Source organism: Enterovibrio calviensis DSM 14347 (assembly GCF_000621165.1).
In the GTDB taxonomy this organism is placed as follows: domain Bacteria; phylum Pseudomonadota; class Gammaproteobacteria; order Enterobacterales; family Vibrionaceae; genus Enterovibrio; species Enterovibrio calviensis.
In genome coordinates, this window is record NZ_KK211218.1 from 37,203 (window position 1) to 56,234 (window position 19,032).

General features: G+C 46.8%; 17 protein-coding genes. 3 read left to right on the forward strand and 14 right to left on the reverse strand.

Going from position 1 to position 19,032, the window contains the following annotated elements; genetic code table 11:
* Window positions 1–71: 71 nt before the first annotated feature.
* The 4 genes from Q365_RS0121400 to moeA form a co-directional block, all read right to left on the reverse strand.
* A complete protein-coding gene (locus Q365_RS0121400) occupies window positions 72–893 on the reverse strand; it encodes a phosphate ABC transporter substrate-binding protein (RefSeq protein WP_028025275.1) in 822 nt (273 codons plus the stop codon).
* 232 nt (window positions 894–1,125) lie between these two features.
* Window positions 1,126–2,745 (reverse strand): putative bifunctional diguanylate cyclase/phosphodiesterase, encoded by a 1,620-nt coding sequence (locus Q365_RS0121405; protein WP_028025276.1) that lies wholly within the window; start codon window positions 2,743–2,745, stop codon window positions 1,126–1,128.
* A 141-nt stretch (window positions 2,746–2,886) separates the two neighbouring features.
* The gene (gene moeB / locus Q365_RS0121410; RefSeq protein WP_028025277.1) at window positions 2,887–3,636 is read right to left on the reverse strand and encodes a molybdopterin-synthase adenylyltransferase MoeB; all 750 of its coding nucleotides are present in this window, start codon (window positions 3,634–3,636) and stop codon (window positions 2,887–2,889) included.
* Between the two features lie 112 nt (window positions 3,637–3,748).
* Complete coding sequence (gene moeA, locus Q365_RS0121415; protein ID WP_028025278.1) at window positions 3,749–4,984, reverse strand: molybdopterin molybdotransferase MoeA; 1,236 nt, start codon at window positions 4,982–4,984, stop codon at window positions 3,749–3,751.
* Window positions 4,985–5,205: 221 nt separating this feature from the next.
* Here moeA and folE point away from each other — a divergent pair, with 221 nt between their 5' ends.
* Window positions 5,206–5,862, forward strand: a complete 657-nt coding sequence (folE, locus tag Q365_RS0121420) for a GTP cyclohydrolase I FolE (RefSeq protein ID WP_028025279.1) — start codon at window positions 5,206–5,208, stop codon at window positions 5,860–5,862.
* Window positions 5,863–5,960: 98 nt separating this feature from the next.
* On the opposite strand, the gene Q365_RS0121425 is transcribed toward folE, so the two are convergent.
* Window positions 5,961–7,154 (reverse strand): amino acid aminotransferase, encoded by a 1,194-nt coding sequence (locus Q365_RS0121425; RefSeq protein WP_028025280.1) that lies wholly within the window; start codon window positions 7,152–7,154, stop codon window positions 5,961–5,963.
* 390 nt (window positions 7,155–7,544) lie between these two features.
* Window positions 7,545–8,945 carry an asparagine--tRNA ligase gene (gene asnS / locus Q365_RS0121430; protein WP_028025281.1) on the reverse strand — a complete coding sequence of 467 codons (1,401 nt, stop codon included), beginning with the start codon at window positions 8,943–8,945 and terminating at the stop codon, window positions 7,545–7,547.
* A 349-nt stretch (window positions 8,946–9,294) separates the two neighbouring features.
* Here asnS and queD point away from each other — a divergent pair, with 349 nt between their 5' ends.
* Window positions 9,295–9,657, forward strand: coding sequence for a 6-carboxytetrahydropterin synthase QueD (queD, locus tag Q365_RS0121435; protein WP_028025282.1), 363 nt, complete (start codon window positions 9,295–9,297; stop codon window positions 9,655–9,657).
* Between the two features lie 127 nt (window positions 9,658–9,784).
* Here queD and queE read toward each other — a convergent pair whose 3' ends face one another.
* The gene (queE, locus tag Q365_RS0121440) at window positions 9,785–10,447 is read right to left on the reverse strand and encodes a 7-carboxy-7-deazaguanine synthase QueE (RefSeq protein WP_028025283.1); all 663 of its coding nucleotides are present in this window, start codon (window positions 10,445–10,447) and stop codon (window positions 9,785–9,787) included.
* A gap of 258 nt (window positions 10,448–10,705) precedes the next feature.
* Here queE and mlc point away from each other — a divergent pair, with 258 nt between their 5' ends.
* On the forward strand, window positions 10,706–11,920 hold the full coding sequence (gene mlc, locus Q365_RS0121445; protein WP_028025284.1) for a sugar metabolism global transcriptional regulator Mlc: 1,215 nt from the start codon (window positions 10,706–10,708) through the stop codon (window positions 11,918–11,920).
* Between the two features lie 127 nt (window positions 11,921–12,047).
* Here mlc and Q365_RS0121450 read toward each other — a convergent pair whose 3' ends face one another.
* From Q365_RS0121450 to Q365_RS0121480, 7 genes are all read right to left on the reverse strand, one after another.
* Window positions 12,048–12,887, reverse strand: coding sequence for an energy-coupling factor transporter transmembrane component T family protein (locus tag Q365_RS0121450; protein ID WP_028025285.1), 840 nt, complete (start codon window positions 12,885–12,887; stop codon window positions 12,048–12,050).
* On the reverse strand, window positions 12,884–14,578 hold the full coding sequence (locus Q365_RS0121455; RefSeq protein ID WP_028025286.1) for an ABC transporter ATP-binding protein: 1,695 nt from the start codon (window positions 14,576–14,578) through the stop codon (window positions 12,884–12,886). Before Q365_RS0121455 ends, Q365_RS0121450 begins: the two co-directional genes overlap by 4 nt.
* An 8-nt stretch (window positions 14,579–14,586) precedes the next feature.
* Window positions 14,587–15,135 (reverse strand): ECF-type riboflavin transporter substrate-binding protein, encoded by a 549-nt coding sequence (locus tag Q365_RS0121460; RefSeq protein ID WP_028025287.1) that lies wholly within the window; start codon window positions 15,133–15,135, stop codon window positions 14,587–14,589.
* 294 nt (window positions 15,136–15,429) lie between these two features.
* Window positions 15,430–16,668: a serine/threonine transporter SstT gene (sstT, locus tag Q365_RS0121465; RefSeq protein WP_028025288.1), complete on the reverse strand. Its 1,239-nt coding sequence runs from the start codon at window positions 16,666–16,668 to the stop codon at window positions 15,430–15,432.
* 390 nt (window positions 16,669–17,058) lie between these two features.
* Window positions 17,059–17,733, reverse strand: a complete 675-nt coding sequence (locus Q365_RS0121470) for a ChrR family anti-sigma-E factor (RefSeq protein WP_028025289.1) — start codon at window positions 17,731–17,733, stop codon at window positions 17,059–17,061.
* A complete protein-coding gene (locus tag Q365_RS0121475; RefSeq protein WP_028025290.1) occupies window positions 17,726–18,358 on the reverse strand; it encodes a sigma-70 family RNA polymerase sigma factor in 633 nt (210 codons plus the stop codon). Before Q365_RS0121475 ends, Q365_RS0121470 begins: the two co-directional genes overlap by 8 nt.
* Window positions 18,359–18,424: 66 nt before the next feature.
* Entirely contained in the window at window positions 18,425–18,988 is a 564-nt protein-coding gene (locus Q365_RS0121480; protein WP_028025291.1) for an LON peptidase substrate-binding domain-containing protein, read from the reverse strand.
* Window positions 18,989–19,032 lie beyond the last annotated feature (44 nt).

A 19,032-nucleotide genomic window follows, 5' to 3' on the forward strand; every position in this document is an offset into this window, starting at 1 on the left:
CATTGAGGAAGTTTGTTAACGTGGCCCAACAAGAAGCACGTTGGGCCAATGTGGTTAGTAGTAGAATTTGATTAGTTAACGGGTACGTAGCCTTGCTTAGACACGATTTTCTGGCCGTCTGCAGACATGATCCACGCTAGGAAGTTTTCTGCTTCAGGTGATGGTTCACCCACTTTATTGAGCACCAAGAACGGACGTGCTACTTGGTATGTACCCGCAGACACTGCTTCTGATGTTGGTGCTACACCGTTCACTTTCACTGCTTTTAGAGAAGTATCGATAGAGCCAAGAGAGATGTAGCCGATAGCAAATGGGTTGTTGGCAACGATGGTTTTCACTACGCCATTGCCGTTACCGACCTGAGCGCGTTGGGAGATAGCAGATACTGACATACCGTTGATTTTGCGCTTAAGACTCATGATGTCTTCAAACGCTCCACGTGTGCCTGAAGCAGTATCGCGGGTAACAACAACGATAGGTTTGTTCTCACCACCGACTTCTGACCAGTTCTTAACGTCGCCGCGATAAATTTTAGCGATTTGTTCGACAGTAAGGTCAGCAAGTGGGTTGGCGTTGTTGACGACGACGGCGATGCCGTCACGTGCGATTACGGTTTCGGTGATAGATGCTTCTTTCTCTGATTCTTTCAATTCGCGAGAAGCCATACCAAACATGGAGGTTCCGTTCTTAGCTGCTTTAACACCTGCAGAAGAACCCGTGCCTTGCACTTCGATAAATGTGCTGCTGTGTTGCTTGTGGTAAGTCTCAGCAAGTACTTCCATCACTTCTGTCACAGAAGTTGAACCAGAAACGGTGATTGATTGTTGTGCTGAAGCGGTGGTGGCCATCAATGCGCCTGCTACGCACAATGCAGAAAATACTTTTGATTTCATTGTCGCTTTCCTTTGAGTTGCCTTTTTGTAAGGCGCTGTATGAGTCAACGAAAGCAACTTTAGGAGAGTTTTATGACAACTATGTTTCAGTAATTTGAAGCATTAATGACGAGACGGGTGATTCATTTATGAATCGATTGTTTTGTGTTCAAACAGTAAGTTGGTCGAATAAACGAGGGAAAATAGGAGGGTTTATTTCAACATATTGTGAGGACAACGGGTGAACGATCGATCAGTTTTGGCTAGCAACTCTGAAGTTTACGAGGTGAGATTCTTGTAGCCAAGCATCAGTCTGGGCCAAGTTCATGGGTCGCCCATACCAATAGCCTTGTATCTTGTCACACCCGATAGACATCAAATACTGGCCCAATGCTTCGGTCTCTACACCTTCTGCGACGACACGACATTCAAGGCTGTGTGCCAGATAAATGGTCGACCTAACAATGGCTTCATGGTTGCTGCTGTAGAGTAGATCGGTGACGAAACTGCGGTCGATTTTGATTTCGTCGATCGGCATATTGCTGAGAATTGATAATGATGAAAAGCCTGTACCAAAATCATCGATGCTTAGGTGCACGCCGAGCTTTTTAATTTGCTCAAGGACTTCTCGTGCTTTGCAGGGGTTTTGCATCATGCTGGTTTCTGTCAGTTCCAAGGTTAATTGGGCGGGGTCAATGGCGTAGGTTTTGAGTAATCTTTTTAAGTAGGGTTCAAGGTTGTTATCTTCTAAATCTTTAACAGATAAATTCACTTGTACCTGCGGAAAAATTGCGTGTGATTGCCATTCAGCAAGCTGGGAAATGGTTGTTTCCAGCACCCAATGCGTGATCTGCTTAATGGCGTTGGTTTGTTCCGCGATAGGAATGAAATCATCTGGGCGTACAATATATCCGTCACCCAAAGTCCATCGTATAAGGGCTTCAAACGTTGTTTGGCGTGGGTTTTGAACATTCATGACGGGTTGGAAGTAAAGTTCAAAATCCATTGTTGAAATCGCGTTGTGTAGCATGGCTGCTAATTCGGTTTGATCGTAAAAATGACTGGATGTTGATGGCTCATAAATGGCGTAAGGCGCTTGAATCCGTTTCGCGCTATACATCGAAATTTCGGCTCGTTTTAACAACTCTTCTGCGTTGGAACCATGCTCTGGAAATAGAGCAACACCGGCGGTGTTGGTTAAGTTCATATCATGATCATTAATGGTTAAAGGATGATCGAGATACGCTTGTATACCTTCAATGTAGGCGGGAATATTGATGGTTTCAGGGTTGAGCAGAACCAAGGTAAACCGGTTGCCACTCGAACGCGCAAGGAATACATCATCGTCAACGTACTCTTTCAGCCGTGTTGAGAACTGAGCGAGTAAAATATCGCCTTTCTGATGGCTAAATACTTCATTTAAGTTGTTGAAGTTATTAATATCAATAATGATTAAGGCAAATTTATGCTGGCCTGCACCGTCATCGATGATTTGTTCACTGATGGTGCTGAGGAGAAATCGTCGGTTGGGTAGGCCAGTGAGTCGATCATGTGACGCATTGTGGCGCTGTTGGAACTCCGCATAAGCGATACGCTCCATACTCTGAGACACGACGCCAAATATCATGACGCAGAAAATCCCACCACCAAAAAATATCACAGCGACGACACACTCAATAAAGGCGATTTCGGGCTTCATCGTGAGAAAGGCGGCATAGTAGATATAGCCAATGATGAAGCCAAGCATGACGGGAACAAAACTGAATGTGGAAGGGCGTCGATCACGTCGATATAAGGAGATCGACGATCTTAACGCCGAAAGGAGCGCAAACATACCCATGATAACAAGGACAATAGATAGGATTTTTATCATCGTTGTTGTAATGCATCCACACAAAAAGGAACGTCTCTCTGTTGATGCTGTGATGTGAACTAAGCAGTCAGCAGAGGCCTTCCTAATTGTAGTAGATGTTTTCTATATTGAGATTTCTGTCACTTAATAGAGGTATGAGTGTTAAGTGGAGCAGACACCGCAGCTCGGGTTCTTAGGTAAAGAAAACGACCGCCATTCGCTACTCAAAGCGTCGTAAAGCATGATTTTACCCGTAGGTGCTGATGCAAAACCTGATATCACTTTGATGGCTTCAAGCGCTTGTGTGGCTCCAATGATCCCCACCACAGGAGACAAAATCCCTGCTTCTACACAGCTCAAAGCCTGTTCGCCAAACAGCGTGCTGAGGCATTGATAACAGGGCTCGCTCTCGCTGTATGTGAACACGGCAACTTGCCCTTCCAAACGAATAGCAGCACCGCTGATCAATGGCGTTTTTGAGTGGAAACAAAGTTGGTTGAGTTGGTTTCGTGTGGTGATATTGTCTGAGCAGTCAATAACAATATTGTGTTGCTCGATCAGCGCTAGCAATGCTTTGTCATCTAATCGCTTTTCGATGGTTTCGACAATGACATGTGGGTTGAGCTTGCGTAACGCTGTGGCTGCGGATTCGACTTTCAACTCACCAATCGTGCTGTCGCTGTGAAGCACTTGTCGCTGCAAGTTGGAAAGTTCAACGTGGTCGTCGTCAATGAGCGTTATCTTACCAACCCCTGAGGCTGCTAGGTATTGGCTTGCAGCACAGCCCAAACCGCCAGCACCAAGAATCAGGACTTGGCTCTGTTTTAAGGCTTCTTGACCATCGAAATCAAACTGTCTGAGTACAATTTGGCGGTTATATCTGAGTTCTTCTTCCGGAGAGAGAATGTCCACGTTGTCCCTTAGCGTTCGGGTAGATGAGTAGAGAAAGGGGCGAAGTAGCTGGTCAATGTCAGCGAGACGTTTAATTTACACCAGCTACCACATTGGCGAGTTCAATACAGGATTAGTTCAACACTGCACTGAATGGCTCAATCATGACAGTATCACCCACTTCTATATGGCCGCGTTCTTGTTCAAGAACCGCAAAGCAGTTTGCCAATGAAAGTGAACTAAACGCGCCAGAACCTTGGTTACCTGTTGACGCGACAACGAGTTCACCCTGTTCATTCATACGATAGATGGCACGTTGGTAGTCAGCTCGCCCCGGCGCTTTTTTGAAGCGTGTTTCTGCTTTAGCTTTGATTGCGATGGTTGGTTGCCATTGCGTGTGGCCCGCTAATTTCGCGAGAAGCGGTTGAACTAGCACGTGCAAAGTGACAAGCACAGACACTGGGTTACCAGGCAAGCCACAGAAAAGTGCATCTTTAACGGTGCCAAAAGCAAAGGGTTTGCCTGGCTTGATAGCAATTTTCCAAAAGCCAACTTCACCCTCTTGATCCAAAATGTCTTTGGTGTAGTCGGCTTCTCCTACACTGACGCCGCCGGATGTGACGATCACGTCAGCGTCCTCTGCGGCACTTAAAAAGGTTTGTCGTAGCTTTTCAGGGCAGTCTGGCACCACACCTAAGTCAATCGCTTCACAGTGCATTTTTTCTAGCATTGCACGAATGGTGTAGCGATTGCTGTCATAGATTTCGCCTTTACCCAAAGGTTCACCGACTTGACGTAATTCGTCACCGGTAGAAAAGAATGCGACTTTGGGTTTGCGAATCACGGTAACATTTGCAATACCCAGCGTTGCAAGCATAGGCACTTCACGAGGCGTTAACAGCGTGCCCTTAGGAATCACGACTGCGCCTTGCTTAACGTCATCACCGATAGGGCGAATGTTCTGTTGAGCGGTCGCTGATGCAGTAAAGGTAATCTGATCACCGTTTACTTCGGTTTGCTCCTGCATAATGACCGCATCTGCACCTACTGGCACTTCTGCACCGGTCATGATGCGAATACAGGTTCCTTCTGGCCATTCGCCTTCAAAAGGAATGCCAGCGAACGATTTACCTGCCAAAGCAAGCGTGTGAGATTTTTCTAAATCAGCACAGCGAAGGGCATAGCCATCCATTGCTGAGTTAGCAAAAGGTGGGACATTGATCGGAGATCGAATATCTTCTGCCGTAATGCGATTTTGTGCGTCAATCAGCGACACGTTTTCTGTTTGTGTCAGTGGCGTGGTTTGATCCAAAAGAATGTCGATAGCCGTTGATACAGGCATCAAACCAGGAGTGTCGCAGCAACCCATAATGAACTCTCAGTAGTTTTGAGCGAAATATGCTCAATACGTAGAATAAAGCGGGCATTATGGCAAACTTTAGCCGTTGAAACTAATGCCCACACGCATTTCGAGGTGTAAATTTTTTACTATAAACGCTATGCTTCAAAAATCTGACAGAAATTGATCCTTGTCTGTGAATGACGAGTAATTAATTAGATAACAACATTGCAATAATTCAAGGATTTTCCATGACAGCATTGAGCGATTCAGCAACACGAGTCCGCGAAGCCCTTATCGCACGCGGTATTGAGACACCAATGCAGACCGGCTCCACAATGACCGCGGAAGAAAAGAAAGAACGAATTGAATATCACATGCGGGAAATTTTGTCTGTTATCGATCTTGACCTCGATGATGACAGTTTGACGGAAACACCAGCGCGCATTGCAAAAATGTACGTTGATGAGGTGTTCTCGGGACTCGATTACGCAAACTTCCCTAAGATTACCGTGATCGACAACAAAATGGGCTGTGATGAAATGGTAAGGGTGAAAGACATCACCATGACCAGCACATGTGAGCATCACTTAGTCACGATTGATGGCAAGTGTACTGTCGCGTATCTCCCTAAGAACAAAATCATTGGCTTGTCGAAGATCAATCGCATCGTGCGTTTCTTCGCGCAGCGCCCACAGGTTCAAGAGCGTTTGACTCGTCAAATCTTGGTGGCTCTGCAAACGCTATTGGAAACGGATAATGTTGCTGTTCACATGCATGCAACGCACTATTGTGTGAAAGCGCGTGGGGTGATGGATGCAACCAGTGCGACGACAACCACAGCATTGGGCGGTAACTTCAAACAGAATGCCTCCACGCGAGCAGAGTTTTTGCACGGCGTCGGGTAACTCAACATTTGGTGATACCCAAAATAGATTTCAATTATCTGAAATAGAAACAAAAAAAGCGCCGAAAGGCGCTTTTTTATTAGATGCGGTTTAGGGAATTATTTCAGTACCGCAGCGATAGCTTTACACAGTGGACCCATGTTAGAGCGCATCATGCCGGCAACACTGATACGGCCAGAACCCACGATGTAAACACCGAATTCTTCCTTCAGGCGCGTCACTTGATCTTTGTTTAGACCAGAGAAAGAGAACATGCCGTTTTGGCGCTGAATAAAGCTGAAGTCACCTTCCACGCCTTCTTCTTTCAAGGTTGCTACGAACAGCTCACGCATTTCTTGAATGCGAACACGCATGTCTGCCACTTCTTGTTCCCACTCTGCGCGCAACGTCGCGTCGTTCAGAATTGCAGTCACAACCGCTGCGCCATGTGCTGGTGGGTTAGAGTAGATAACGCGAGCAATGCTTTTCACTTGGCTAAACGCGGTAGCGGTTTCAGCTGCGTTATTGCCAACGATGGTAAATGCGCCAACACGCTCGTTGTACAAACCAAAGTTTTTCGAGAATGAACTTGCCACCAATAGTTCAGAACATGCTTCGGCAAAAATACGCAGACCAGCAGCATCTTCTTCTACGCCAGATGCGAAGCCTTGGTAAGCAAAGTCGAACATCGGAAGAAGGTTTTTCTCATTACACAATGCAGCAAGTTGTTGCCATTGTGCGGCATCAGGGTCGATACCTGTAGGGTTGTGACAGCAGCCGTGCAGAAGAACCACATCGCCTTCGCTTGCGGTTTGAAGGTCTGCCAGCATCGCTGCAAAATCCATGTCTTTGGTTTCTGCGTTGTAGTAGCCGTAAGATGCCACTTCCAAGCCAGCCGCAGCGAATACACCGTTGTGGTTCGCCCACGTTGGGTTACTTACCCATACTTTTACATCGCCAAGTTGACGCTTGATAAATTCAGCTGCCACACGCAGTGCGCCTGTACCGCCAGGTGCTTGTGCCGTTTGTGCGCGCTTATCTGCAATAAGAGATGCATCGTTACCAAACAGCAGCTTTTGTACGGCTAAACCATATTCAGGCGTACCTGGGATGCTTAGGTAAGATTTTGTCGTTTCATTTTCAAGTAGAAACGCTTCGGCTTTCTTAACGGTAGCCAAAACTGGCGTATTACCGGATTCATCCTTGTAAATACCGACGCCCAAGTTGATTTTCTCGGCGCGTGTATCTGCTTTGAATTCTTCAGTAAGACCTAGAATAGGGTCGGCAGGGGCTGCAGTTATTTTTTCAAACATCTCATTCATCCATGGCGTTAGTAAAGGGAACTACCTTTGTTTATACCATTTTGATCCGTTGTAATAAAACCGAAATTTCCTGAAATTTTATTGTTCTTTGTATCTGTCGATTCACGCGATCAATCGCACATTTTTTCGCAAGAGGTGGAATCATGTTCTTATCGCCCTTTTAGGCAGGGTTGGCGTTGAGTCCGGTGTTCTTAAGGTTGCTTGGATAGCTAAGAAAGAATGATTCTGAATCGTACTTTTATCATCTATCAGCGTGTGGAAAGTGCATTGAAATAGACGAAGTGGGTTGGGAAGGGCGTTTTGAGGGAAAATCACATAAAAAAAGACCGCGAAACCGCGGTCTTTCGGAAAGTGTTTTGAACCAACTAGCGATTCAAAAACTTAGAAGTTTGCGCTGCGTGGTGCGCGTGGGAATGGGATAACATCACGGATGTTGCCCATACCTGTTACGTAAGAAACCAGACGCTCGAAACCTAGACCGAAGCCAGCATGTGGAACGGTGCCGTAACGACGTAGGTCGCGGTACCAGTTCATGTGCTCAGGGTCTATGTTCATTGCGCGCATACGTGTATCCAGAACGTCTAGACGCTCTTCACGCTGCGCACCACCAATGATTTCACCGATGCCCGGTGCAAGTACGTCCATCGCAGCAACGGTTTTACCGTCATCGTTCAGGCGCATGTAGAAGGCTTTGATGTCTTTCGGGTAGTTTTTAACAACAACCGGTGCTTCAAAGTGCTTCTCTGCAAGGTAGCGCTCATGCTCAGATGCCAAGTCGATACCCCATTCAACTGGGTTTTCAAACGTTTGGCCAGACTTAAGCAGGATGTCAATCGCGTCGGTGTAGTCAATCTGAGCGAAATCAGAATCAACGAACTTCTCTAAGCGAGTGATCGCGTCTTTGTCGATGCGTTGAGCAAAGAACTCAAGGTCATCACGACGCTCTTCCAGTACCGCTTTGAACACATATTTCAGCATGTCTTCAGCCAGTTTCGCTACGTCATCCAAGTCAGCAAACGCAACTTCAGGCTCAACCATCCAGAATTCCGCTAGGTGGCGGCTGGTGTTTGAGTTTTCAGCACGAAACGTTGGGCCGAAGGTGTAAACCTTGCTCAGCGCACAGGCATACGCTTCTGCGTTCAACTGGCCTGATACTGTTAGGAAAGTTTCTTTGCCGAAGAAGTCTTCGTTGAAATCAACTTTGCCTTCGTCAGTGCGAGGTAGGTTTTCCATGTCCAGTGTAGAAACACGGAACATTTCGCCAGCACCTTCTGCATCAGAAGCCGTGATCAATGGCGCAGATACCCAGAAGTAACCTTGCTCGTGGTAGAAACGGTGAATCGCTTGAGACAGGCAGTTACGAACACGTGCCACTGAGCCAATCACGTTGGTACGTGGGCGTAAGTGAGCAACTTCACGTAAGTACTCGATAGAGTGACGAGTTTTAGCCATTGGGTAAGTATCAGCATCTTCAACCCAACCAACGACTTTTACGTCAGTTGCTTGCAGTTCGAAGGCTTGACCTTGTCCTGGGCTTTCTACAACTTTACCTGTCACTTCAACAGAGCAGCCTGTGGTAAGACGTAATACATCTTCCTTGTAATTATTCAGCTCATTAGAAACAACCGCCTGAATAGGGTCAAAACAAGAGCCGTCATAAATGGCGAGGAAAGAGATACCGGCTTTTGAATCACGACGGGTGCGGATCCAACCACGGACAGTAACTTCGGTGTCGACTGCCGTTTTGCCGCGCAGGACGTCTGCTACAGGCATATAGTTCATAATTTGCATCTAACTCCATTGAAGAATGCCTGACAAATCGTGTCATCAGGCTAGGATAATTCGCGATTAAGCAGGCAAGTTTACCTTTAACGCCAAACTACCTCAAGATACTTGATTTGCTGGGGTTGCTTGTAGGTTCTGTTCGGAGAAAATCTAAGCGAATGCAGCACGTATCTTTGTGGCAGAGAGGAGACACGACTGCCTAAATACGGTGTTTATCTTAAGATGAAAGCCCGAGGTCAGTGATTCAATTTGAGCTCGGCACAATTATTCAGTAGCATCGCCCCCGCAAGTGATACCCAAGTGTGGTTATTTGGGTATGCCATTATCGATCACAGGAACGTACAAAATGCACACCGAACTGTTTAAAGAATTCATGTTTGAAGCGGCCCACCATCTCCCACATGTGCCAGAAGGCCATAAATGTGGTCGATTACACGGTCACTCGTTCCTTGTGCGTATCTATGTTGCGGGTGAAGTTGACCCTTATACGGGTTGGGTCATTGACTTCTCGGAGATCAAAGAAGCATTCAAACCGATTTATGATCGTCTAGACCACTATTATTTGAACGACATTGAAGGGCTAGAGAACCCGACCAGTGAAGTGCTGGCGAAATGGATCTGGGATGAGCTTAAGCCATCACTGCCATGTTTGAGCAAAGTGATGATCAAAGAAACGTGCACAGCAGGTTGTATTTATACCGGTGAGTAGCATTTCAATCTGACTCGCATCGGCACATGCAGCTGGATGTGGGATGGACAACAAAAAAGGGCCTAAGGGCCCTTTTTGTTTGGGTTGACGATGAGCGAAACCCAACGTCGACAATGTCTTTGCGGGCTTAGGCGATATCCAAGTATTTATGTGTCTGGATCGACAAGCGCCAGTTACGCGCGATGCACGTTTTAATGCAAAGCTCAGTCGCTCTTGGTTTCTGACTGATAGGTTGCAGTGCAATTTCTTTACTACTCAAATTAATTCCATCAAGCAGGGTATCGAGCTTCTCAATATCAGACTCCGTACCTACAGGATGCTTGATCTCGTTTGCTCTCTCTAATGCTTCTACCAACACGGGGAGTTTTCCTCGCATGTTGATTTTAGGCGATACCGTTACCCATGTGTCTTTGGTCGCTTTAATTGCGTAGGTGCCGCTGGTTTCGATTTGGCATCGATAACCGGCAGATTCAAGGCGCGAGGTGAGGGGGATTAGGTCGAAAATGCATGGCTCCCCGCCAGTAATAACCACATGTTTTGCCGTGTAATTTTGCTCAAGGTGAGCAAGGATTGCATCTGCTGATACCTGTGCCCACGTTGGGCTGTCGCCTGTTTTGGCAAGGACGGTACCAAAATCTCGCTCATCGTTTGGGAGCGTATCCCACGTTTGGCGCGTGTCGCACCATGGGCAGCCAACAGGGCAGCCTTGAAGGCGAACAAATACGGAAGGTACGCCTGTAAAGGTGCCTTCTCCTTGAATGGTTTCGAATATTTCGTTGACGTTGTACATACCGCTTCAACAATCAGAATTTCATGTGGTGCAGGATTATGGCAGTTTCCCTAGCAGCTGTCTTGGGAAGAAATAATTTGATGCATAAATTACAGAATGGCATACATTTAAATCGTTGATTTTTAGTGTCAGATACTGATTTGTTTGAGATGAAACAAATAGCTCGTGATGTGTATCACGACATCTAACTATGAAGCTTCACAATTACTTCGCAAAGTAAAAAAATTCACTGTTAATGAATTTTATAGGGAAAGTGGGATGATTCTCGCCCAACCAGGACACATAGATCACATCAAGCGCAACAATGCTGGCGCGGTTTATAAGCTGATCGATCAACTTGGGCCTATCTCTCGAATTGAGCTTTCTAAACGCAGCCAATTGGCGCCTGCGAGTATTACCAAAATTACACGTGAGCTGATTGATGCTCACCTTGTCAAAGAGACGGAATATGGGGAGCCTGGCAGCCGCGGGCGACCAGCTATCGGCCTAGTATTAGATAATGAAGGTTGGCAGTTCCTTTCGATTCGTCTCGGGCGAGGATACCTGACGCTGGCTTTGCATGAATTGGGCGGAGACATCTTGGTGGAAGAGCGCCATGACATTCTCGTGCTCGATCAGGACGTGCTCATAGAGCTGATTCAGCAATACATTAATCAGTTCTTCTCAACGCATTCAAATATTGTCGATCGTGTCACGTCCATTGCCGTTTCCCTCCCAGGGCTGGTTAACAGCACCCAAGGCATTGTGATTCAAATGCCACATTATGATGTTTACAACATGCCGTTAGGTGCAGCCATTCATCGTGCAACGGGTTTGCCAGTGTTCATTGGTAACGACACGCGATCATGGGCATTGGCTGAAAAGCTGTTTGGAAATGCTCGTGATGTTGATAACGCCATTCTCATTTCTATTCATCATGGCGTTGGTGCGGGCATCATGCTCGATGGAAAAGTGTTAGAAGGCCAAGTGGGTAACATTGGTGAGTTAGGGCATATACAAATCAAACCGTTTGGAAAACGCTGCTTTTGTGGCAACAACGGTTGCTTGGAGACCGTGGCTAGCCTTCAAGCGGTGCTCGATGATACGCAGGTTCTGCTTGATCAAGGCCACGAGAGTGTATTGCATGATAAGCCGCTAACCATCGACAGTATTTGTGATGCTGCGTTGGCAGGCGATGGCGTTGCTCAACAAGTGATTACTGAGTTGGGTCATAACCTTGGGCAGGCTATCGCAATTATGGTGAACTTGTTTAACCCGCAGCGGGTATTGATTGGCGGCGAGTTTAACCGTGCCAAATCGGTGCTCTATCCTGCCATTATGGAGAGGGTGTTGAATCAAGCATTACCACATTACTGTGAGAATCTGATGATTGATGAGAGCTACTTTTATACACAAGCGACCATGCCCGGCGCGGCATTGGTTAAGCGAGCAATGTATGACGGCTACTTGCTAATGAAGGTGCTTGAAGGTTAATCCTTGTCGGAGAGATAACAAAAAGGAGCGTATATCGCTCCTTTTTTTGTTGTGTCCGTTAGAGATTTTCACACGCTATTTTACGCTGCAATTTAGCGTTGTGATTTGGCGCTGCGATTCTCTGACGTTAGAACGGATACCAAATGGTTGCAGCGTCTGTGTAACGTTTGTAAATCGCTAAAGCCACCAACAGAGCGATGATGATGAGTGCAATGCCATCTTTAGTTGCTAGAGGACGAGCGTTATACCACGTCCGTTTTGCATTTCTGCCAAATCCTCTGAGTGTCATTGCGTTCGATATTTCATCGGCGCGATCAAGACTCGAAAAAATCAGTGGGATTAAGATTTTCGCCACGCCTCTGAATCGCTCCATCAGTGGCGCATTTTTCGAGAAATCGACACCACGAGCTTGTTGGGCGTGCATGATATTAACGAAATCATTTTTCACTTCGGGTAGATAACGCAATGTCAGGCTTACGGCATAAGCGATTTTGTATGGGACGCCAATGCGGTTAAGGCTGGAAGCGAATTCTGTTGGATGCGTTGTGAACACAAAAACCAGTGCAATGGGGAACATGCTGAAGTATTTCAGTGTCACTGTGCACAGATAAAACAGAGTTTCTTGCGTTAGTGAATAGTTACCCGGTAACGAAAGCAGTGGTGTGGTGGTACCAATCCATTCTGGTCCTTGTTGAGGGGCGACGAGGAACATGAATACCGCATTCATGCTGAGGACACTTAATGTGCCCAGCAACAGAGGCTTATAGACGCGAAAAGCCACACCCGTCATGTTAAGCAGCGCCAAGCCCAATGCGACCATACTTAGGATGATACGCAGATCGAACGTGGTGAGCACCACCGTTACCCATGCCATAAACAAAGCAAACTTTGTGATGCCGTTGAGTGCATGGAGCGGGGAGTTCGTATCGATGTAGTTGATACCAAATTTCATCTTCGATGCTTTCATTTGGTATGACTCTCAGTATGAATGAATTGCTGCATAAAACCGTTAATGTCTTTGATGCCTGCTCGGTCAGCTATCTGATAGAGGCTGGTGGTAGCAAGGTTGGCTTGGTCGAGTAAGGTTGGCTGGCTAAATACTTTAGTCATCGGTGCATCCGCGATGAGCTTACTGTCGGCAATAACAATCGAGCGAGTGGTATATTCAAGCACCAAATGCATGTCGTGTGAGATGATCATGACAGTGATGCCGCGCTCTTTGTTTAGACGCTGAATAAACGACAGCATGGCGCTGTAGTTGCGATAATCCTGACCTGCTGTTGGTTCATCAAGAACCAGTAACTTTGGCTCCATCACCAAAATCGAGGCTATGGTGACACGCTTTTTCTGGCCATAACTCAACGCATCAATCGGCCAGTGGCGGTATTTGCTCAAGCCACAGAGATCGAGAGCATTTAGGGCACGTTGCTCAATGTCTTCTTCACGTAGACCTAGATTTTTAAGGCCAAATGTCACTTCATCCATGATCATATGATGAGAAATCATGTGATTAGGGTTTTGCATGACAACGCCCACTTTTTTGCTGCGCTCAAAGATAGAAAGTTTGCTGAAATCGTCGCCATCAAAAAGGATGGTACCCGCATCCGGTTCAAGCACGCCCATGACCAGTTTTGTGATGGTGGATTTACCCGACCCGTTCTTGCCAAGCACAGAGACGATTTCGCCACGATTAACCGAAAATGACACGTTTTCGAGTGCATTTTTTTCGCCATCGTAGGAATAGGTTAAACCTTCAATCGTCAGCAGCGCCGGTTTGTCAGCTTTCGCTGGCTCTGGCGTATAGTCGTCGGCCCATTGCAACAATGGGGCCGCGAATTGTTCAACATCAAGCAGATTAAGATAAGCAGGGTTGTCCGATTCTGACAGTTGGCAACCCGCATGTTTGAGCGCTGAAAGATACAGAGGCTGGCGAATGCCATGCTGGTCGAGCAAGCCAGACATCAAGATCGCATTAGGCGTGGTGTCTGCGACAATCGAACCGTTATCCATCAAGATCACGCGATCGACCGCATGTGTCAGCACATCTTCAAGACGATGCTCGATGATGATAATGGTTTTGCCTGTATCACGATGGAGCTGATCGATGATTTCAATCGTGCGTTTGCCGGTTTTTGGATCCAGTGCCGCTAGCGGTTCGTCAAACAACAACACATCCACGTCATCAACTAATATCCCAGCAAGCGATACGCGCTGCTTTTGACCACCAGATAGATCATGAGGTGCGTGGTTGAGTAGTGCCTCTAAGTCGACCATTTGGGCTGTGGCTTTAACCAGTGGGTACATTTCTGCCACGGATACGCATTGGTTTTCCAGTGCGAAGGCAATGTCTTCCCCTACGCTGAGACCGACAAATTGGCTGTCGGTATCTTGCAAAACGGTGCCGACTTTCTCTGTATATTCTATCAGAGACATGGTTTGACTATTCTTGCCATCAATCAGCAGTTCGCCGTGAATGTGACCTTCGATGGCATGTGGAATGAGCCCATTAATGCATTGACCCAGCGTGGATTTACCACTGCCGCTAGGGCCAATGATGAGGACTTTTTCGCCCTTTTCAATGCGAAGGTTGATGCCTTTCAGTGTCGGATTGACTAATGCATCGTAGCGAAAAGTAAAGTTCTTAAATTCGATGGACATATTGGCGCTTAAGCCTCTTCCAGATTGCGGTACTGGCTGTTGCGCTTGGCAACGGATTGAAGAATGAAATAGCCCACAACAGTCACTAACAAGGCGTTACCTGCGGCAATAATGCAAAGTTGAATGAACACTTTGGTGAAGGGCTCTGCGTATAACAAGGTGTCTAAAAACGCTGAACAGCCATACCCCAATACATTACCCAGTAACGCGAGCACTGAAAATAGTGCGATGTCTAGGGCAGGGAAGCGGCCGTATTTGAGACGATTTTTGGTGAGCAAAGGGAAGAAGCCGATGATCATACCTACAATGCCAGAACCGAGCACCCAAGTGAGCCATACTCCCCATCCAGCGAAAAGGTCAGTCACCCAATGGCCGATAAAACCGACAAAGAAGCCAACGCCTGGACCAAAAAGTACAGAGAAAAGTGCGAGGATAGCCATTGCTGGTTTTAGCGTTGTATTGGCAAATACGGGAATACCAAACATGGGTAAGCCGCCAATCCCATAAAGTGCCGCGCCAATCGCAATGATAACGACAGTTTTCGCTGAAAAGTTCATAGATAACCCTTGATGCCAGAACGTCTCAATGTAACGTCCGACACGAATTTAATGCTTTTGTTGATGTACTTCACAAAAATGAGGCGGGATTATATAGGATAACCGCCGGAAAAAGAAAGCTATCAGTCTAGACGTCTACAACGCTGTGTAAACCATGATAGACAGAATGGCGATTGCGTGAGCAATCAATGTTGGGATTGTTGGTCGTTTGCCAAAACATAGTGCAGAAAGCAGAAAGCAGAAAGCAGAAACGCAAAAAGGCGCCGAAGCGCCTTTTGATATATCAAATACGGTTTATTTAGCGATATTCTCTTGCATCGCTTTCATCTCAACTGCACGGCATGCGGCAGCGGTGAAGACCACATCGGTTGAACTGTTTAACGCAGTTTCCGCCGAGTCTTGAACCACACCAATAATGAAACCAACCGCAACAACCTGCATCGCGATATCGCTTGGGATACCAAACAAGTTACACGCCAGTGGAATCAACAATAGTGAACCGCCAGCAACACCTGACGCGCCACAAGCAGAGACTGCTGCAACAATACTCAGTAGTATCGCCGTGGCCAGGTCTACTTGAATACCTAGCGTGTGAACGGCTGCGAGTGTTAGCACGGTAATGGTAATAGCCGCTCCGCCCATGTTAATGGTTGCACCTAGCGGAATGGATACTGAATAGGTGTCTTCGTCTAGCTTCAGCTTGTTACATAACTGCAGGTTTACAGGAATGTTTGCCGCTGAACTGCGGGTGAAGAATGCAGTGACACCACTTTCGCGTAGGCACTGGAATACCAACGGATACGGATTCGTTCGTGTTTTGGTGTAAACGATGAGTGGGTTAACGACCAGAGCAATGAATGCCATGCTACCCAGCAGCACACTTAGCAGATGCGCGTAACCGAGCAATGCGTCGAACCCTGTATCAGCAAAGGTATTGGCAACCAAGCCGAAGATACCGATAGGGGCAAGCTTAATGATAAAGCGCACGATGAACGACACGCTCTCCGCTACGTCACCGAATACGGTTTTAGTGGTTTCCGATGCATGGTGCAACGCAATACCTAGGCCGATTGCCCACGCCAGAATACCAATAAAGTTACCTGTCATCAGCGCATTGATTGGGTTATCCACCACATTGAAAAGCAAGGTCGAGATAACTTGAGCAATGCCTTCCGGTGGAGAGATTTCCGCTGTAGATGGCGTCAACGTTAGCATCGTTGGGAAAAGGAAGCTCATGGTGACCGCGGTGATGGCGGCGGCAAATGTGCCTACAAGGTACAGTGCTACGATTGGGCGCAGGTGTGTGTTTTGACCTCTACGTTGGTTCGCAATCGATGCGGCAACAAGGACAAAAACAAGGATCGGTGCGACAGCTTTTAATGCGCTGACGAACAGACCACCCAGAAAGCCAACGGCTTTGGCACTGTCTGGAGAAATGCTCGCCAGAACAACGCCCGCGATAATACCGATCAAGATCTGAATCACCAGACTTGAATTGGTCACGCGAGCAAGAGGGGAAGGTGTTTGCTTCATTTTTATCTCACTTCACTGTGTTTACCAGAGCAACCTGTTTGAAGTTACTTGGTTATAAAGCCCAAAAAGCCCTCGCGTTAACATTAAACGCAGGGATATTGAGAAAGCTGTTAATGGGTGGTTAGCGATCGGATTAAATCAGGTGAATGAGTGGTCTGTAAAGTGATAATTAGATCATAAATTCTAATATCTATCGCAAAGCGTGATTTTATGTTTATAACAACTGAGCGTGCGATGTAAAATATTGTCGAGATAACTGTGTGATTCGTGTTAGCTGACAAAATAAAAAGCACCTCAAAAGAGGTGCTTATATGTACATGTTAAATGCTTTTATGGTGCTATTTGTTAACCAATGGTTTATCAACAAACAGCTTTCTGCCGTGAGCTCTATTAATAGATAACGCGTCCTACAGCATTAAGCAATTGACTGACGCCTTTAGTGAAGTGTAATGGGGCATCTGCCACCGTGTAACATAAACACCCGTCATGAGTCTGCGGAGTATGGTGATTTGCACTGTCTAGGATGATGAAATCACCTGGAACATATTGGTCGTATTCATCTTCAAAGTGCCCACTAAGTAACAAGGTCACTTCCGTCCCTTTGTGGGTGTGACTTGGAACGCCACTATTCATACCAATGTGAAGCAAGCTCGCATGTGTATCGCCTTCATTAAGTGGCAATCTCGCTCGGCTTATTGCGCCAATGCTGCTCCAGCCTAGATGATGATAACGACGCAATGCTGTTGGGAGAGTGTAACGCTCGCCAGCTACATCAATATTCGCTTCTGGAGAGGGCGCGACCAATGTACTTGGTAAATGCTCATCGCTCATGATGGCAGCCATCATGGCATCAAACTCATCACTAGCTTGCTCTTGAGGCTCGTCTTGATGCAATTGCGATGCGCTGAAAGCCTCTTCAGCGGCCTGATTTTCAAACGCGACAAGTTTGTTTGCGCAAATCTCGCACATTTCACTGTGTGCTGCGACTGCAATTGACATTGAAGCGGGGAGCGTACCCGCAGCGTGAGCGAGTAAAAGCTCGTCGGCCGGATGATACTTAATCATCATTCACCTCCAAATGAGTGCGCAGTTTTTGCAACCCCAAACGCAGACGCGATTTTATGGTGCCTAAGGGGACATTAAGTTGGTCAGCAAGTTCTTGGTGGGTAAGTTGCTTGATGTAAACGCCCTGAACCACTTGCTTTTGTAAGTCAGGGAGCAAATCGATGTAAGAGAACAGTTGGGTCTGCAGCTGGCTATGAAGAGCGTCGTCTTCTTGGTCGCCAGACTCTCCTTCAATAAGAGGCCAAATATCGCCACTCAAGCAATCTTCTCGGTTGCTTTTCACCTTGCGCAACATATCAAAGCTGACGTTTCGCATGATGGTGAAAATCCACGTGGAAGCACCACCTTTAGCGCCATTGTACAAGTGGGCTTTACGCCAAACCAATAGCATGGTTTCCTGCACTAACTCTAATGCTTGACCGTCTGCGCGTAGATGTCTCAGTCCGTAAGCTTTCACCTTGGGCGCAAAATGCTTGAATAACGAAGCATAAGCGGACTGATCCCTGTCTTCCGCGACACGATGAATTAACTCTGCCAAATGTTCCGGGGAGAGTGCTGACATACTTTTTTTACTACTCGGGCTGTTTATTGATTTCGTAGTATAAGTGCCTTCGACCAATTCCATGACGATTGAATCCTAAAATTGCAAATAGAGTCATGACTTACATAACGAGTGGCATTACCAAAAGGATCACTCCTCGAGTATATTTTCTTCTTTTAATAGAACAGCGATGAATTGTTTCGCTTCTTCGAGATCGTTTTGGGCGATAAACCATTGTCTTTGGTTGTTGGCAAGAGGTAGCACTTCTAACCACCGCTGGCAGACCCAGTTGAGGTCATCAAAGTGTCGATCAGTACCATATTGAGCGGCATGCTCTGGGTGAGCTTCAAACAGTGCTGAAAGTGCGTCACCGAGAAAGCCTGGGTGTTCTTTACTGTCTTCCCATGTGGGCAACGCTTCTGCGTCTGCCACCCAAAGTCCATCTTCTTCTTGACCGATGTTTGAGAGCTTCACACGTTTGCTCCCTTTAATGGTCACTCCAAGCAGCCCATCCGGCAGGGTTTCAAAATCGATGATATTAACGTGCGTGCCGAAGGTGCAAAGCGCATCGCCTTCCTTCATCGCCAGCACGAATCCCCGGTTGTCTTTCATTGATTCTTTTACGAGCCTCACGTAGCGAGGCTCAAAAATGCGTAAACGAGTCACGCCTTCGGGTAAAAGAAACAGTGGTAATGGGAAAAGACCTAATTGCATTCGTACCTCCATAAATCGTATTGAAATTTACGGGTGTCGTTGGC

What these genes read in the sequence shown, in the direction of transcription:
- Q365_RS0121400 (WP_028025275.1), bottom strand. Translation starts at nt 893, where the DNA reads ATGAAATCAAAAGTATTTTCTGCATTGTGCGTAGCAGGCGCATTGATG.
- Q365_RS0121405 (WP_028025276.1), bottom strand. Translation starts at nt 2,745, where the DNA reads ATGATAAAAATCCTATCTATTGTCCTTGTTATCATGGGTATGTTTGCG.
- moeA (WP_028025278.1), bottom strand. Translation starts at nt 4,984, where the DNA reads ATGGGTTGCTGCGACACTCCTGGTTTGATGCCTGTATCAACGGCTATC.
- folE (WP_028025279.1), top strand. Translation starts at nt 5,206, where the DNA reads ATGACAGCATTGAGCGATTCAGCAACACGAGTCCGCGAAGCCCTTATC.
- Q365_RS0121425 (WP_028025280.1), bottom strand. Translation starts at nt 7,154, where the DNA reads ATGTTTGAAAAAATAACTGCAGCCCCTGCCGACCCTATTCTAGGTCTT.
- asnS (WP_028025281.1), bottom strand. Translation starts at nt 8,945, where the DNA reads ATGAACTATATGCCTGTAGCAGACGTCCTGCGCGGCAAAACGGCAGTC.
- queD (WP_028025282.1), top strand. Translation starts at nt 9,295, where the DNA reads ATGCACACCGAACTGTTTAAAGAATTCATGTTTGAAGCGGCCCACCAT.
- queE (WP_028025283.1), bottom strand. Translation starts at nt 10,447, where the DNA reads ATGTACAACGTCAACGAAATATTCGAAACCATTCAAGGAGAAGGCACC.
- mlc (WP_028025284.1), top strand. Translation starts at nt 10,706, where the DNA reads ATGATTCTCGCCCAACCAGGACACATAGATCACATCAAGCGCAACAAT.
- Q365_RS0121450 (WP_028025285.1), bottom strand. Translation starts at nt 12,887, where the DNA reads ATGAAAGCATCGAAGATGAAATTTGGTATCAACTACATCGATACGAAC.
- Q365_RS0121455 (WP_028025286.1), bottom strand. Translation starts at nt 14,578, where the DNA reads ATGTCCATCGAATTTAAGAACTTTACTTTTCGCTACGATGCATTAGTC.
- Q365_RS0121460 (WP_028025287.1), bottom strand. Translation starts at nt 15,135, where the DNA reads ATGAACTTTTCAGCGAAAACTGTCGTTATCATTGCGATTGGCGCGGCA.
- sstT (WP_028025288.1), bottom strand. Translation starts at nt 16,668, where the DNA reads ATGAAGCAAACACCTTCCCCTCTTGCTCGCGTGACCAATTCAAGTCTG.
- Q365_RS0121470 (WP_028025289.1), bottom strand. Translation starts at nt 17,733, where the DNA reads ATGATTAAGTATCATCCGGCCGACGAGCTTTTACTCGCTCACGCTGCG.
- Q365_RS0121475 (WP_028025290.1), bottom strand. Translation starts at nt 18,358, where the DNA reads ATGGAATTGGTCGAAGGCACTTATACTACGAAATCAATAAACAGCCCG.
- Q365_RS0121480 (WP_028025291.1), bottom strand. Translation starts at nt 18,988, where the DNA reads ATGCAATTAGGTCTTTTCCCATTACCACTGTTTCTTTTACCCGAAGGC.